The 13,912-nt window shown below is 71.9% G+C and carries 17 protein-coding genes; 9 read left to right on the top strand and 8 right to left on the bottom strand.

The annotated features are described in order from the left end of the window. Nucleotides 1-3: 3 nt before the first annotated feature. On the bottom strand, nucleotides 4-1,344 hold the full coding sequence (locus tag LXN57_RS27850) for a sensor histidine kinase (protein ID WP_251801177.1): 1,341 nt from the start codon (nucleotides 1,342-1,344) through the stop codon (nucleotides 4-6). Continuing rightward, entirely contained in the window at nucleotides 1,341-2,027 is a 687-nt protein-coding gene (locus LXN57_RS27845) for a response regulator transcription factor (RefSeq protein WP_251801176.1), read from the bottom strand. Before LXN57_RS27845 ends, LXN57_RS27850 begins: the two co-directional genes overlap by 4 nt. Before the next feature lie 61 nt (nucleotides 2,028-2,088). On the opposite strand from LXN57_RS27845, the gene LXN57_RS27840 reads away from it, so the two are divergent. Then, nucleotides 2,089-2,334, top strand: coding sequence for a DUF2630 family protein (locus tag LXN57_RS27840; protein WP_251801175.1), 246 nt, complete (start codon nucleotides 2,089-2,091; stop codon nucleotides 2,332-2,334). 58 nt (nucleotides 2,335-2,392) lie between these two features. Here the strand turns inward: LXN57_RS27840 and LXN57_RS27835 are convergent, their stop codons facing one another. Further along, on the bottom strand, nucleotides 2,393-3,310 hold the full coding sequence (locus tag LXN57_RS27835; protein ID WP_438870948.1) for a serine protein kinase RIO: 918 nt from the start codon (nucleotides 3,308-3,310) through the stop codon (nucleotides 2,393-2,395). Nucleotides 3,311-3,453: 143 nt separating this feature from the next. Beyond that, entirely contained in the window at nucleotides 3,454-4,107 is a 654-nt protein-coding gene (locus LXN57_RS27830) for an HAD family hydrolase (RefSeq protein WP_251801174.1), read from the bottom strand. Nucleotides 4,108-4,271: 164 nt separating this feature from the next. Between LXN57_RS27830 and LXN57_RS27825 the strand changes: the two genes are divergently transcribed. From LXN57_RS27825 to LXN57_RS27810, 4 genes are all read left to right on the top strand, one after another. Further along, nucleotides 4,272-4,850, top strand: a complete 579-nt coding sequence (locus tag LXN57_RS27825; RefSeq protein WP_251801173.1) for a TetR/AcrR family transcriptional regulator — start codon at nucleotides 4,272-4,274, stop codon at nucleotides 4,848-4,850. A gap of 69 nt (nucleotides 4,851-4,919) precedes the next feature. Beyond that, nucleotides 4,920-5,792 (top strand): TIGR04222 domain-containing membrane protein, encoded by an 873-nt coding sequence (locus LXN57_RS27820; RefSeq protein ID WP_251801172.1) that lies wholly within the window; start codon nucleotides 4,920-4,922, stop codon nucleotides 5,790-5,792. Continuing rightward, entirely contained in the window at nucleotides 5,785-6,600 is an 816-nt protein-coding gene (locus tag LXN57_RS27815; RefSeq protein WP_251801171.1) for an MbnB/TglH/ChrH family RiPP precursor modification enzyme, read from the top strand. Before LXN57_RS27820 ends, LXN57_RS27815 begins: the two co-directional genes overlap by 8 nt. Nucleotides 6,601-6,698: 98 nt before the next feature. Beyond that, nucleotides 6,699-7,223, top strand: coding sequence for an SCO6045 C-terminal-like domain-containing protein (locus tag LXN57_RS27810; RefSeq protein WP_251801255.1), 525 nt, complete (start codon nucleotides 6,699-6,701; stop codon nucleotides 7,221-7,223). Nucleotides 7,224-7,244: 21 nt separating this feature from the next. On the opposite strand, the gene LXN57_RS27805 is transcribed toward LXN57_RS27810, so the two are convergent. Then, complete coding sequence (locus tag LXN57_RS27805) at nucleotides 7,245-7,607, bottom strand: nuclear transport factor 2 family protein (RefSeq protein WP_251801170.1); 363 nt, start codon at nucleotides 7,605-7,607, stop codon at nucleotides 7,245-7,247. A gap of 124 nt (nucleotides 7,608-7,731) precedes the next feature. On the opposite strand from LXN57_RS27805, the gene LXN57_RS27800 reads away from it, so the two are divergent. The 4 genes from LXN57_RS27800 to LXN57_RS27785 all read left to right on the top strand — a co-directional run bounded on the left by LXN57_RS27800 (nucleotide 7,732) and on the right by LXN57_RS27785 (nucleotide 10,737). Further along, nucleotides 7,732-8,511, top strand: a complete 780-nt coding sequence (locus tag LXN57_RS27800) for a helix-turn-helix domain-containing protein (RefSeq protein ID WP_251801169.1) — start codon at nucleotides 7,732-7,734, stop codon at nucleotides 8,509-8,511. A gap of 60 nt (nucleotides 8,512-8,571) precedes the next feature. Beyond that, nucleotides 8,572-9,333, top strand: coding sequence for an SDR family oxidoreductase (locus LXN57_RS27795; RefSeq protein WP_251801168.1), 762 nt, complete (start codon nucleotides 8,572-8,574; stop codon nucleotides 9,331-9,333). 240 nt (nucleotides 9,334-9,573) lie between these two features. Beyond that, nucleotides 9,574-10,119: a G/U mismatch-specific DNA glycosylase gene (mug, locus tag LXN57_RS27790; RefSeq protein ID WP_251801167.1), complete on the top strand. Its 546-nt coding sequence runs from the start codon at nucleotides 9,574-9,576 to the stop codon at nucleotides 10,117-10,119. 60 nt (nucleotides 10,120-10,179) lie between these two features. After that, nucleotides 10,180-10,737, top strand: a complete 558-nt coding sequence (locus LXN57_RS27785) for a TIGR03086 family metal-binding protein (protein WP_251801166.1) — start codon at nucleotides 10,180-10,182, stop codon at nucleotides 10,735-10,737. Nucleotides 10,738-10,864: 127 nt separating this feature from the next. Here LXN57_RS27785 and LXN57_RS27780 read toward each other — a convergent pair whose 3' ends face one another. From LXN57_RS27780 to LXN57_RS27770, 3 genes are all read right to left on the bottom strand, one after another. Next, nucleotides 10,865-12,796, bottom strand: a complete 1,932-nt coding sequence (locus tag LXN57_RS27780; RefSeq protein ID WP_251801165.1) for an ABC transporter ATP-binding protein — start codon at nucleotides 12,794-12,796, stop codon at nucleotides 10,865-10,867. A gap of 79 nt (nucleotides 12,797-12,875) precedes the next feature. Further along, nucleotides 12,876-13,661: an enoyl-CoA hydratase/isomerase family protein gene (locus LXN57_RS27775; RefSeq protein ID WP_251801164.1), complete on the bottom strand. Its 786-nt coding sequence runs from the start codon at nucleotides 13,659-13,661 to the stop codon at nucleotides 12,876-12,878. Then, nucleotides 13,658-13,885: a helix-turn-helix domain-containing protein gene (locus LXN57_RS27770; protein ID WP_127501473.1), complete on the bottom strand. Its 228-nt coding sequence runs from the start codon at nucleotides 13,883-13,885 to the stop codon at nucleotides 13,658-13,660. Before LXN57_RS27770 ends, LXN57_RS27775 begins: the two co-directional genes overlap by 4 nt. Nucleotides 13,886-13,912 lie beyond the last annotated feature (27 nt).

Below are 13,912 nucleotides of genomic sequence, written 5' to 3'. Positions count from 1 at the left end.
TCGTCAAGAGTCGCGGGGCAGCGTGAACCACACCGTGGAACCGGCGGCCCCGGCCTCGCCGCCGTGCGCGCGCACCACCTCGGCCACGATGGCCAGTCCCAGCCCCGCGCCGCCGGTCGTCCGGGCGGCGTCGGCCCGCCAGAAACGTTCGAAGGCGTGTGCGGCGGCGTGCTCGCTGAACCCCGGGCCCTCGTCGGTCACCTCGACCCGCACCAGCTCCGGGCCCGGCCGCACTCGGACGAGCGCCGCCGTTCCCGGCGGCGTATGGGCCCGGACGTTCGCCAGCAGGTTGGCCATCACCTGGCGCAGGGTGTCGACATCACCGGTGACCAGCAGCTCCTCGGGGCCGTCGACGCTCAGCGCCCGGTCGGGCTCGACCGCGAGCGCGTCGGCGACGGCGTCGCGGGCCAGCGCGGCCAGGTCGACCGGGGTCCGGGTGACCGCCGGCGAGGCGTCCAGCCGGGCCAGGTAGAGCAGCGAGGTGACGAGCGACCCCATCCGGGACGACTCCTCCTCCAGCCGGCGCAGCACATCGGGCCGGTCCCGCAGGTCGACCACCCCGCTCCGGACCAGTTGGAGGTACCCCTGGATCGAGGTGACCGGGGTGCGCAGCTCGTGCGAGGCGTCCGCCACGAAGTCCCGCATGCGTTGCTCGGAGCGCCCACGGGCGGCCAGCGCGGCCTCGATGCGGCCCAGCATGCCGTTGATGGCCAGGGTCAGCCGGCCCACCTCGGTACGCGGGGCGTCCGGTGGCTCGGGCGCCCGCCGGTCGAGCTGCCCGTCGGCCAGGTCGGTGGCCGCCGCGGCGATCTCGTTCAGCGGCCGCAGCCGGCGGGTCACCAGCCACCGCGCCAGCAGCATCAACACCGCCAGCACACTCGCCGAGGCCACGGCGGCGATCAGCGCGAGGCGGCGCACGGTGGCGTGGAGGGGTTCGAGCGGAAGCGCCACCAGCACCGTGAAGTCACCGTCGGCGACCACGACCGCGCGGTAGCCGGCCACGTTCTGCGGGGCCGGATCGTCGAGGCGCGCGCTCGCCAGCAACGGGCGCGGCGGCAGGGGCGGGCCGCCGACGATCCGTACGGTGCCGCTGTCCCCGCGGCGCAGCTCGATCACGTACTCGGTGACCGAGACGACCTCCCGCACGGCATCCCCGCGCAGCGTCGGGTCGACGGCGAGCAACACCGCGCGGGACTGGGCGAGGCGGGCGGCGCCGGTCAGTTGCTCGTCGGTCTGGTGCAGCAGATGGGCCCGCAGCGCGAGCACCGCCGTGAGGCTCACCGCCACCAGGGCCGCCGCGGTCAGGCCGGCCACGGCGAGCAGCAGGGAACGCCGCAGCGTCACGGTCGTCCGGCGCGCAGCGCGTAGCCGAAGCCGCGGTGGGTGACGATCAGCGGCGGCCCGAGGCGGTCGAGCTTGCGGCGTACGTAGCCGACGTAGGTGTCCACGACGTTGGACGCCGCCTCCAGGTCGTACTCCCAGACGGCCCGCAGGATCTCGGCCCGGGAGAGGACCCGGTGGGGATTCTCGAGGAAGAAGCGCACCAGCTTCAGCTCGGTGGGCGACAGGTGCAGCGCTTCGCCGGCCCGGCGCACGGCCAGCGTGTCCCGGTCGAGCTCGAGGTCGGCATAGCGCAGCACGCGGTCGGGCTCGGCGGGCGTGCCGGTCCGGCGCAGCACCGCGCGCACCCGGGCCAGCAGCACGTCGACGTCGAACGGCTTGGTGATCCAGTCGTCGCCGCCGTAGGCCAGCCCGGCGATCAGATCCTCCCGGGCGTCCCGGGCCGTCAGGAAGATCACTCCGGCGTCGTGCCCGCCGGCCCGCAGCGAGCGGCAGACCTCGCGGCCGTCGCCGTCGGGCAGCATCACGTCGAGCAGCACCAGATCGGGCCTGCTCTCGCCCGCGGCCGCCATGGCCTGCGCGCCCGTGGCCGCGGTGTCCACGGCGAACCCGTGGAAGGACAGCACGGTGCGCAGCATGTCGACGATGTTGGGCTGATCGTCCACAACAAGGATCTTGGGGGTCATGTCGCTCTCATCGAACCACGGCCGGATGAGAAGCCGATGAGAGAGCGCATAGGCTTCCGGCATGGATGACAAGACTGTGCTGAGCCGGATCCACGGCCTGGTCGATGAGGAGCACACGCTGCGCGGGCAGCTGAGCCGGGGCGAGATCTCGTCGAGCGAGGAGCACGCCCGGCTCAAGGAATTGGAAGAGGCCCTGGACCAGTGCTGGGACCTGCTGCGCCGGCGCCGGGCCGCCCGTGAGGTGGGCAACAACCCCGACGCCGAGCAGGCCCACAGCGTCGGCGAGGTCGAGGGCTACCTGCAGTGACGCCGCACCGGCCGCGGCCGCCTCTGTTTGGGCGGCCGCGGCCGGAACGCCTGGCATCTCACTTGAGGCCTGCCTCGTAGAGCAGCCTCTCGAGCAGCTCGTCCGCGTCCACCTTCAGCCCGCGCTGGGTGAACCAGGCCGCGACGTTGCGCACGTCACGCGCGATGAAGTCGCCGCCCTGCGGGTTGGCGACCACGTCCACGATCTGCGGCAGGTCGATCAGCACCAGCCGCCCCTCGTGGACCATGGTGTTGTAGGGCGAGAGGTCACCGTGCGCCACCTGCGCGCGGGCCAGCACCGACAGCGCGTCGGTCATCTGCCGCCACAGGTCGGCCAGCTGGTCGGGATCGGCCCGCACCTGCGCGAGCCGCGGCGCTGCCTCGCCGGTCTCCCAGTCGCCGATGAACTCCATCATCAGCTCGGTGCCGATCAGCTGAACGGGATAGGGCACCCGCACCAGGCCGCTCTCCTGGCCGACCTGCCACAGGTGGGTGAGCGCGCCGAACTCGGCCATCGCCCACTGCCCGGCGATCATCTCCTTACCGAACGCGGTGCGGTTGGTCATGGCCCGCATCTCGCGGGACCGGCGGACCCGGCGCCCCTCGAGATAACCGGCGTCGCGGTGGAACAGCCGGTGGTCGCCGTCGCGGTAACGCTTGGCGGCCAGCACGCTCACCTTGTCGGTGTCGGGAAGTTCCCGGCGTACGAGATAGACGTCGGCTTCCTTGCCGGTCTTCAGCATGCCGAGCTCGGTATCGACCGCGCCGTGCTCGGTGCGGACCCAGTCGGGCCGGGGAACGGGGCCGTGAAGCGCGCCGTCCCAGGTGGACCAGCCGTCACCGGTGCTGGGAAGGTCGGGGTCCTCCTTGAGCTGCGGGCCTGGACCGCCGCGCTTCTGGAAGGTCAGATCGTCGTCGTCGAACTTGCGACGGCCGCGGCGCATGGTTGCCGGGCCGAAAGAGTCGTGCTCGCGCACTGGAGGGTCTCCTTGAGAGAGGAAGGGTGGCGAATCTGGACACGAGGCATCACAACGACAGCCATGTGTTCACACCCCCTTCTCTCTCAGGCCCTCTGCGGGCGACGCGCCTACTCTCCCGAACCGGCCCGGGAAGGCGCAACCTATTTATTCGCGGCGGCCATGATCGCCGAGATTCCCTGGATCACGTTGCCGACGATCTCGGTCGGGGCGAACCGGTTGTCCACCCACTCGCGGCCGCGATGCAGCCACACGCTGGGCAGACCCATCGCCGCGGCGCCGCCGATGTCGGCCTCGGGGCTGTCGCCCACCACCCACGCGCCGCCCAGCCTCATCCGCACCCGCTGCGCGGCGAGCGCGAAGATGCGCGGGTTGGGCTTGCTCACACCGGCCTGCTCGGAGATCACCCAATCGGCGACGTAGCGGTCCAGACCCGTGCGCCGGATGCGGACGTCCTGGATCTCGGCCCGTCCGTTGGTGACCACCACCGGGACGAGGCCGGCGTCCTTGGCGATCTGCAGCGCACAGCCGACCAGGGGGTCGAGCTTCTCGTACGCCAGCGGACCCTCGTGCAGCTCTTCCACGAGGTCGATCGAGGGAATCGTGAGCTGGTAGCGGTCGCGGATGAGGTCGGCCAGGTCCCAGCGGGAGGTCAAGCCATCCGCATCGACGGAGAGTAACCAGTCGAGATCGTCCTGTGCCGCCCCGATCTCGTCGAGGAATCCCTTGGCCCACAGCCGGAACGCACCGCTGCGATCGAGCAGGGTGTCGTCGAGGGCTATCAGGACAAGAGGCACCCGGGCACTTTACGTGAGCGGGGAGGGCACCGAACAGCCCAGGACTGTTAACAACTGACGGGCGGGATGGGGGAATTCGCACCATCCGCCCGTGTGCGGGGCGCCCTTGCCAAGACGTACGTACGGATTGCATGCGAAAGGGGGCACGTGACACGATCCAGAGCGTGCCCAGAGTAAGTCAGGACCAGCTGGACGCCCGCCGCACCGAGATTCTCGCCGCGGCGCGCGACTGTTTCGCACGGTTCGGCTACGAGGGTGCGACGGTACGGCGGCTCGAGGACGCGACCGGGCTGTCCCGCGGGGCGATTTTCCACCATTTTCGCGACAAGGAATCGCTCTTCCTGGCCGTCGCCGAGGACGACGCGGCCGCGATGGTCGAGACGGTCGCCCGCAACGGCCTCGTTCAGGTGATGCGTGACCTGCTGGCCCGGGCCGGCGGCAGCGAGGGCGACACGGCCGGCTGGCTCGGCACCCAGCTCGAGGTGTCCCGGCGGCTGCGCACCGACCCGGCGTTCGCCAAGCGCTGGACCGAGCGGTCGGCGGCCATCGCCGACGCCACCCGTGACCGGCTGCAACGCCAGCGGGAGGCGGGCGTGCTGCGCGACGACGTGCCGGTCGAGGTGCTCACCCAGTTCCTCGAGCTGGCGTACGACGGCCTCGTGCTCCACCTGGCCACGGGGCGCCCGCCCGGCGAACTCGGCCGGGTCCTCGATCTGGTCGAGGAAGCCGTCCGAAGGGCCTGATCACAACGCTTGCGCGGCTCTGCACAATGGGCCTGGAGAAACGCCGCGACGAGCAGGAAGGCCCAGCCCATGAACGACACCTGGGGCATCTCCGGCCCGACCTTCCTCACCTACTTCATCGGGGCGACGATCGCGATCGTGATCATCGCCGCCGTCCACCGCAAGGCGCTGTTCCGCGGCGACCGCTCGGCCCGCGTCGACAACCTGGGCCCGCAGCAGGTGGCCTATCTCAACGGCGGCGACCGCCTGGCGATCTATTCGTCGATGGGCGGCCTGCGGGCGGCGAACGCGCTGGGCAGCGGCCCCGGCCGCACCCTCGTCCGCACCGGCCCGCTGCCCAGCGGCGTGACGCCGCTCGACAGCGCGATCTACAACGCGGCCGGCAACGGCGTGCGCACCCGTGACCTGCCGAACGACCAGTGGGTCGCCTCGGCGATCGAGCAGCTGCGCGACCACCTCGAGCGCAGCGGCCTGGCGGTCAGCGCGGGCAAGATGCGCGAGGCCCGGCTGTGGGTGCTCGGCGGCCTGGCCCTCGTGGTGATCGGCATCGCGCGCGTCGTGGCCGGCCTCGGCAACGACAGGCCGGTCGGCTTCCTGATCGTCGCCACGATCGCCGCGTTCGTCCTGACGCTGACCATGCTGCGCACCCGCCGCTGGGCAACCGACGCCGCTCACAAGGGCCTGCGCGAGCTGCGGTCCCGGCACACCCACCTGGCGCCGGTCAACTCGCCGTCCTACGCGACCTACGGCGCCACCGGCGCCGCGATGGGCGTCGCGCTGTACGGCGGGGCCGCCCTCTATTCGATGGACCCGGCGTTCGCAGCGGAGGCCGAGGTGCAGCGCAGCGCAGCCACCGGCGGCAGCACCGGCGGAACCGACAGCAGTAGCAGCTCGTGCAGCAGCGGCAGCTCCTGCGGCGGTGGCGGCGGTTGCGGTGGCTGAGTACGGCGTGGGCATCGGATGGCGGCCCGAGATCGCCGGCTTCGTGGCGGATCTCCCCGGCCTGCGCTTCGCCGAGGTGGTGGCCGAGTCGGTGCACGCCCACGACGAGCTGCCCACCGGCCTGCAGGCGCTGCTCGACCGCGGCGTGACGGTCGTTCCGCACGGCGTACGACTGTCGCTGGGCGGCGCCGAGCCGGTCGACCCGGCTCGGGTCGACCACTTCGCGGCCGTGGCCGTACGGTTGAACGCTCCGCTGGTCAGCGAGCACATCGCCTTCGTCCGCGCGGGCGGCGTCGAGGCCGGCCACCTGCTGCCCCTGCCCCGCACGAGGGAAGCGGTGGACGCGGTGGTGGCCAACGTCCGGCGCGTGCAGGCCGCTCTGCCGGTCCCGATCGCCCTCGAGCCGATCGCGGCCCTGTTCGACTGGCCCGACGACGAGCTGACCGAGGCCCAGTTCCTCACCGAGATCCTCGACCGCTCCGGCGCCCTGCTGCTGCTGGACGTGGCCAACGTCTACGCCAACGCCCGCAACCGGGGCACCGACCCCGAGGCTCTGCTCGACGAGCTGCCGCTCGACCGGATCGCCTACGTCCACGTGGCCGGCGGCGCCGAACATCAGGGCCTCTACCACGACACTCACACCGACGCGGTCCCGCAGCCGGTGCTCGACCTGGTCGCCGCGCTGTGCGCCCGCCACGTCCCCCCGGCGCTGATGCTCGAACGCGACGGCGACTACCCACCCGCCCCCGCCCTGGCCGCCGACCTCGACGCGATAGCCAAGGCCTCCGGCTACCCACCCGTCACATGACCACCCCCGGCCTCTCGGGCGACATCTCGCGCCCGTCCGCCGCGACTACCGACTCCGCGCCACCTGGCCCGAGCCCGGCCGAATCGTCGGCCTCGACCATGTCGGCTGCCAGTCCCGGTGCCCCGCCGAACCCCGGCCCGGCGCAGCATCCGCCGGCCGGGCCGGTTCCGTCGCCGGCGCGCGGCCCGAGCCTGGCCGACCGGCAGCTCGCCCTGGTCGAGGCGCTGACGGCCGGCCGGCCCGTACCCGAAGGATTCGACGGTTTCCGCTTCGAGGCAGCGCGGCTGGCGCTGCTGCGCAAGCGGGCGGGTGAGGTCGCCCGCCACTGGCCGATGCTCGCCGCGAGCTTCGGCGACCGGTGGAAGCGCGAGTTCGCCACCTGGGCCGCCGCGCGCCCGACCCTGGGCTCCCTGCGCGACGGCTGGGACCTGGCCCGCGACCTGACCCGACGCGGCGCCCTGCCCCCGATGGCCGCCGCCGAACTGGCCGAACGCGAGGCCGCCTGGCGCTACGACGGCGCCTCGGCCCCCAGCTCCCGCCGCATTCCCACCGTCCGTACCGCGTCCGGAGCGATCGCCCTGCAGGTAGCCGGCCGCGTCTGGCTCCTCCGCCGCCGCCCGTAGCGCCGCCTCGTCATGAAGCCGCTACCCCGGCGCCTTGTCGATGAAGCCCAGCACCTGGCGGATGCGGCCGTCGGCGTCCAGTTCGGCGACGTCGAAGCCGATCACCAGCGGGTCACCGGCGCCTGCCGTCAGGGTCCAGGTGAAGCGCATCTGGTCGTGGTGGGCGTCGACCGGGCCGCCGGAAGCGAACGTGTGGCCGGGGAACTGCTGCTGCACGGCCCCGATCAGGGCGGTCAGGGCTTCCCTGCCCTCGACTGCGGCCAGCGGGTCGACGTAGCGGATCCCGTCGGCGAACAGGTCGTCCACGGCCTTCCGGCGTGTCGTGGCGTCCGGCTCGTTCCACACGGCCAGATAGCGGTCCATCACGGCGTTGAAGTCGGTCATCGTTCGGTCCTCCCGTTTCGGTGTCCGCTGACTGTCGCTCGCCGGCCGGACGCCAGTCGATTACCCGCGAGGTAATGGGCACGCTTCCCGGGCGGCGCCTACGCTGCGGGCCGGAGGGGTGCGGATGAGCGGGGTGGGCGAGCTTCTGCGAGGGTGGCGGTCGGACCGGCGCCTGAGCCAGCTGGAGTTGTCGGTGCGGGCCGGGGTATCGGCCCGGCACCTGTCGTTCCTCGAGACGGGGCGGTCCCGGCCGACCCGCGACATGATCCTGCGGCTGGCCGAGGAGCTGGGTGTTCCGCTGCGGGCACGCAATGAGCTCCTGCTCGCCGGGGGCTTCGCACCGGCGTACGCCGAATCGGCTCTTGACGGTCCGCCGCTCGCCACGGTGCTCGCGTCGTTGCGGGACGTGCTGGCCGGGCACGCGCCCTACCCGGCCGTGCTCATCGACCGGCACTGGACGATGGTCGACGCGAACGACGCGGTCGGGCGCTTCACCGGCGGTTGCGCGCCCTGGCTGCTCGAACCGCCGGTCAACGTGCTGCGTCTGTCGCTGCATCCCGACGGCATGGCCCCGCGCATCCGCAACCTGCCCGAGTGGCGGGCCCACCTGCTGCACCGCCTCGACCAGCAGGCCACGGCCACCAACGACCCGGTGCTGCGCGAGCTGCTGGCCGAGCTGACGGCCTACCCCGGCGGCCCGGCCGCGACCGGCTCGCCGCCGAACGGCCTGGTCGTGCCGTTGCGCTTCGACGACCTGTCCTTCTTCAGCATCACGTCGGTGCTGGGCACCCCCTTGGATGTGACCCTTTCCGAGCTGGCCATCGAGTCCTTCCTGCCCGCCGATCCCAGCACCGCCGCCGCACTGCACCGCACCACTGACGGCACTGCGCCACTGCGCCACTGACCGCGCTGCGCCACTGACGGCACTGCACCGTTGAGCCGCGGGGGTGGCAGGATCGGGGCCATGGATCTCGGGCTCGCTGATCGCGTCTACGTCCTCACCGGAGCCTCGCGCGGGCTGGGTTTCGCCACGGCCGAGGCGCTGGTGGCCGACGGCGCCAAGGTGGTGGTCTCGTCCCGCGACAAGAAGCGGGTGGCCGAGGCGGTCGATTCCCTCGGCGGCGGCGAGAACGCGGTGGGTGTGATCGCAGACCTGACCGATCCCCAGACCCCTCGCCTGCTCATCGACACCGCCAGCGAGCAGTTCGGCCGGTTCGACGGCGCCCTCATCTCGGTCGGCGGTCCGACGCCGGGCCGGGCCGCCGCGCTGAGCGACGAGCAGTGGCGCGATGCTTTCGAGACCGTGTTCCTGGGCTCGGTTCGAGCGGCGCGGATGTTCGCGGCAGCCCTGCCCGAGAGCGGCGCGATCGCCCTGGTCCTGTCGACGACGGTGAAGACGCCGATGACCAATCTCGGACTCTCCAACGGCCTGCGTCCCGGTCTCGCCATGGCCGCGAAGGACATGGCGGACGAGTACGCGCCGCGGGGCGTCCGGATCGTGAGCCTGCTCCCGGGCCGTTTCCTGACCGACCGCAACCTCGAGCTCTTCGAGGCCTCCGGCGACGCCTCAGCCGCGGCGGCCGAAGCAGCGGGGAGCATCCCGCTCCGCCGCCTGGGCGAGCCCGCCGAGTTCGGCCGCGCCGCCGCGTTCGTGCTCTCCCCCACCGCCAGCTACATCACGGGAACCACCATCGCCATCGACGGCGGCGTCCTCCGCACCCTCTGACCAGCACCCCAACCAGCCCAGGCCGCGGGTGACCGCCGGTCCAGCGCCCGTCGAACAACCCTCACCGACACGGCCCGGCGGCGTGCCATCAGGCCGCAGGCGACCACCGATCCGGCGCCCGCCAAACAGCCCTTAACGGCGCGAGCCCGGCGGCGTGCCATCAGGAGCAGTGACCGCCGCACGTCGAGCAGCCCGGCGGACGGTTGCCGGTGCCTGCGGGCCGGTGGATACGCTCGTGCGGTGTCTGCGCCCACCGCGGCGGAGGTGGCGGCCGCTGCCGGCCGCACCATCCCCGACCTGATCGGCCCGGATCTCCGGGTGCTCTTCTCCGGCATCAACCCCAGCCTCTACTCGGCGGCCACCGGTCACCACTTCGCCCGGCCGGGCAACCGCTTCTGGCCGGCGCTGCACCGTTCCGGTTTCACCGAGCGTCAGCTGCACCCGTCCGAGCAGTTCGAGTTGCCGTCGCTGGGCCTCGGCATCACCAACGTGGTCGCCCGCGCCACGGCCCGGGCCGACGAACTCTCGCCGGCCGAACTGGTCGCCGGCGGCGAGGTGCTGGCCGCTCTGGCTCGGCAATGGGAGCCCCGCTACCTGGCCGTCCTCGGCGTCACGGCGTACCGCACCGCCTTCGCCAAGCCCAAGGGCGCGATCGGCCTTCAGCCCGACCGGGTCGGGGGTGTACCGGTATGGGTGCTGCCCAACCCGAGTGGCCTCAACGCCCACTACACCGTGGACACTCTCGCCGCCGCCTACGCCGAGCTGCGCGAGGCTGCCGGCAGCTGACGCACGCTCGATCGGGGGTCAGGGCCCCACCGCAGGGGGCGATATCGCTACGGTCGGGTCATGACTACCGAGATCAGCACGTTGATGACGGCGGCGGCTGAGCGGACCGTCCCCATCGTCCAGGGAATTCGCGACGACCAGCTGGGCGATCCGACGCCGTGCGACAAGTTCCAGGTGCGTGACCTGCTCAACCACCTCTTTCAGGTGGTCGTCAGCTTTCAGGGCGCCGCCCGCAAGGAGCCGCTCGACTTCTCCGCCACGCCCGATTTCGTGACTGAGGGCTGGCGCGACCGTTTCGCCACCGAGACCGAGCGCATGATCGCCGCCTGGTCGGATCCGGCGGCCCTCGACGGCATCTCGCCCGGCATGGGCATGCCCCAGCCGCTGGTGGGCAACCTGGCCCTGGCCGACCTGACCGTGCACGGCTGGGATCTGGCCACCGCGACCGGCCAGCCCTATCGACCGGCCGACGCCGCCGTGGACCACCTGTTCCCGTTCGTTCAGCAGATGGCGCCGACCGGCCGCCAGATGGGCGCCTTCGGCGACGAGGTGCCGGCCCCGGAAGACGCCGGCATCTTCGAGCGCCTCCTGGCGCTGATCGGCCGCACCGTCGCCTGACACACGCGCCGGCTCGGGGTGCGCACCGAACCGCCGACCCTCGGCACGGCGCCGCCCGGCCGAACAAGCGCCCAGGCGGCCGGGGCCCGAGCCGATGAGCCGGTCGGCCGGGTTCGGCGCCGGGCGATCAGGGTTCGATCTGGCCGGCCGGGACGGTGACGATCTCGACGTCGTCGGCGTAGGCCGGTGGTGGCGAGGCGGTGGCGAACTGGGTGCGATAGAGCTCGGCGTAGAGCCCGCCCGCGGCCACGAGCTCTTCGTGGCGGCCACGTTCGACGATGCGGCCGTCGTCGAGCACCAGGATCTGGTCGGCGTCGCGGACCGTGGACAGCCGGTGGGCGATCACCAGCGCCGTCCGCCCCTCGAGGGCCACGGCCAGCGCCCGCTGCACCGCGGCCTCGGACTCGCTGTCGAGGTGGGCCGTGGCCTCGTCGAGCACGACGATCGACGGGCGCTTGAGCAGCAGCCGGGCGATGGCCAGCCGCTGCTTCTCGCCGCCGGAGAACCGGTAGCCGCGCTCGCCCACGACCGTCTCGAGCCCGTCGGGCAGCGACGCCACCAGCTCGGCGACCTGGGCGCCGCGCAGCGCCGCCCACATCTCGTCGTCGGTCGCCTCGGGCCGCGCGTACCGCAGGTTCTCGGCGATCGTCTCGTGGAAGAGATGGGCGTCCTGGGTGACGACGCCGATGGTGTCGCGCAACGAGTCGAGCGTCGCGTCCCGCACGTCGACCCCGTCGATCCGCACGGCGCCCGTAGTGACGTCGTAGATGCGGGAGACCAGCATGGACGTGGTCGACTTGCCGGCGCCGGACGGGCCGACCAGCGCGACCATCTGGCCGGGCTCGACGGTGAAGTCGACCCCGCGCAGGACGGGTGCGTTCTCCGTACGGTCGAGGGTCGCCACGTCTTCGAGCGTGGCCAGCGAGACCTCGCTCGCGCTCGGGTAGCGGAAGTGCACGTCGCGGAACTCGACCCGGCCCGCGCCCTCGGGCAGCGCGACCGCGCCCGGACGCTCCTCGATGCCGGGCTTGAGGTCGAGCACCTCGAAGACCCGGTCGAAGGACACGAGCGCGCTCATCACGTCGACCCGCACGTTGCTGAGCGCGGTCAGCGGGCCGTACAGCCGGGTCAGCAGCAGGGCGAGGGTGACCACCGTGCCGGCCGTGACGCTGCCGGTGACCGCGAGCCAGCCGCCGAGCCCGTAGGTGAGGGCCTGGGCCAGCGAGGCGACCAGCAGCATGGCGACGAAGAACGTACGCGAGAACATGGCCTGCTGGATGCCGATGTCGCGGACCCGGGCGGCCCGCTCGCCGAAACGGTCGGCCTCGGCGCCGGGGCGTCCGAACAGCTTGACCAGCATGGCGCCGGCGACGTTGAACCGCTCGGTCATCGTCGCGTTCATCTTGGCGTCCAGGTTGTACGACTCGCGGGTGATCTCGGCGAGGCGCTTGCCGACCCGGCGCGCGGGAATGATGAACAGCGGCAGGAGCATCAGCGACAGCGTGGTGATCTGCCACGAGAGGGTGAACATCACCGCGGCCGTGAGCACGAGCTGGATGACGTTGCTGACCACACCGGACAGCGTGGACGTGAAGGCGCGCTGGGCGCCGGTGACGTCGTTGTTGAGCCGGCTGACCAGAGCGCCCGTCTGCGTGCGGGTGAAGAACTGCAGCGGCATGCGCTGGACGTGGTCGTAGACCCGGGTGCGCAGGTCGAGGATGATGCCCTCGCCGATGCGGGCCGAATACCACCGCTGGGCGAGGGAGAGGAAAGCGTCGGCCACGGCGAGCACCGCGATCATCACGGCGAGCCGGATCACGGTGGAGGCCGCGTCGGGGCCGGCGCCGGTGATGGCGTTGACCACATCGCCGGCGAGCAGGGGTGTCGCGACGCCGATGACGGCCGCGAGCACCACGGTGAACAGGAAGACCAGGATGTCCCGGCGGTAGGGCCGGGCGTAGCGCAGGATCCGGCGGGTCGTGCCCCGGCGGAGACTGTGTTCGGCCACCCGGTCCGAGTTCTGAATCGAGCGCAGCATGTTCCAACCGGACATGCTCATCTCGTCACCTCCCGGGCGTCATCGGTGCGGGCAGTCAGAGTCTGCCCGGCGGGTATGACAACTCCGGAAGGCGAAGGGACTATTCCGTCAGATCACGCACGCGGCGGGTCTGCGCCTCACGCTCGGCGCGGTCCTGTTCGGCGTACGTACGCTGGGTAGCCCCGGCCAGCAGTGCCTTGATCTCGGCAACCGCGCCCCGATCGGCGGCGAGCACGGCGGCGGTCAGGTCGGCGACGGTGGCCTCGAGCTCAGCGACCGGCACGACAGCGGTGGCGAGCCCCAGGGAGAGAGCTTCGTCCGCGCCGATGCGACGACCGGTCACACAGATCTCGAGCGCGCGGGAGGGACCGACCAGCTCGGTCAGCCGCTTCGTGCCGCCCAGATCGGGTACGAGCCCGAGCGTCACCTCGGCCATCGAGAATCGGGCATCGTCGGCCAGGACACGCATGTCACAGTTGAGCGCCAGTTGGAAACCGGCGCCGATCGCATGGCCCTGCACAGCGGCGATCGTCACGATCCCGGGGTTACGCAGCCAGGTGAACGCCGACTGGAAGCCGGCAATCCGATCCGCGCTCTCCTCCGGTGACAACTGCGCGAGCTTCGCGAGTGAAGAATCGCCTTCACCGCGCGCGACCGACAGATCCAGGCCCGCGGAAAAGGAACGGCCGGCGCCTCGGACAATGACAACTCGCACGTCACCCGGTAATTTCCGCGAAATGTTCGAGAGTTCGGACCACATCGCCGGCGTCTGCGCATTGAGCACCTCGGGCCGGGACAACGTCACCGTTGCCACCGGCCCGTCCAGGTCGTAGCGAACGCCCGACTCGTCGGCGGGGAGGCCGGATGCGGCGTCGCCGATCGTCACGCCTTCTTGCGGCGACGCGCGCCGCCACGCTGGCGGAGTTGCACACCGGACTCGGTGAGGACCCGGTGCACAAATCCGTAGGACCGGCCGGTCGATGCGGCAAGGGCACGAATGCTCTCACCCGAGGTGTAGCGCTTCACCAGATCCTTCGCCAATGACTGGCGCTCGCTGCCGACGATTCGGCGACCCTTCTCGGTGCTGGTGGCAGTGCCCGTGGCTGGCATGTTGAATCCTCACGTCCCAGACTGTGC

Origin of the sequence: Paractinoplanes hotanensis, from assembly GCF_023717965.1 — a bacterium.
Classification (GTDB): Bacteria; Actinomycetota; Actinomycetes; order Mycobacteriales; family Micromonosporaceae; genus Actinoplanes; species Actinoplanes polyasparticus.
This window is presented reverse-complemented; position numbering and strand designations above follow the sequence as displayed.

Coding starts and splice junctions, on each gene's coding strand:
- LXN57_RS27845 (WP_251801176.1), bottom strand. CDS start 2,027: ATGACCCCCAAGATCCTTGTTGTGGACGATCAGCCCAACATCGTCGAC.
- LXN57_RS27840 (WP_251801175.1), top strand. CDS start 2,089: ATGGATGACAAGACTGTGCTGAGCCGGATCCACGGCCTGGTCGATGAG.
- LXN57_RS27820 (WP_251801172.1), top strand. CDS start 4,920: ATGAACGACACCTGGGGCATCTCCGGCCCGACCTTCCTCACCTACTTC.
- LXN57_RS27810 (WP_251801255.1), top strand. CDS start 6,699: ATGTCGGCTGCCAGTCCCGGTGCCCCGCCGAACCCCGGCCCGGCGCAG.
- LXN57_RS27805 (WP_251801170.1), bottom strand. CDS start 7,607: ATGACCGACTTCAACGCCGTGATGGACCGCTATCTGGCCGTGTGGAAC.
- LXN57_RS27800 (WP_251801169.1), top strand. CDS start 7,732: ATGAGCGGGGTGGGCGAGCTTCTGCGAGGGTGGCGGTCGGACCGGCGC.
- LXN57_RS27795 (WP_251801168.1), top strand. CDS start 8,572: ATGGATCTCGGGCTCGCTGATCGCGTCTACGTCCTCACCGGAGCCTCG.
- LXN57_RS27785 (WP_251801166.1), top strand. CDS start 10,180: ATGACTACCGAGATCAGCACGTTGATGACGGCGGCGGCTGAGCGGACC.
- LXN57_RS27780 (WP_251801165.1), bottom strand. CDS start 12,796: ATGAGCATGTCCGGTTGGAACATGCTGCGCTCGATTCAGAACTCGGAC.
- LXN57_RS27770 (WP_127501473.1), bottom strand. CDS start 13,885: ATGCCAGCCACGGGCACTGCCACCAGCACCGAGAAGGGTCGCCGAATC.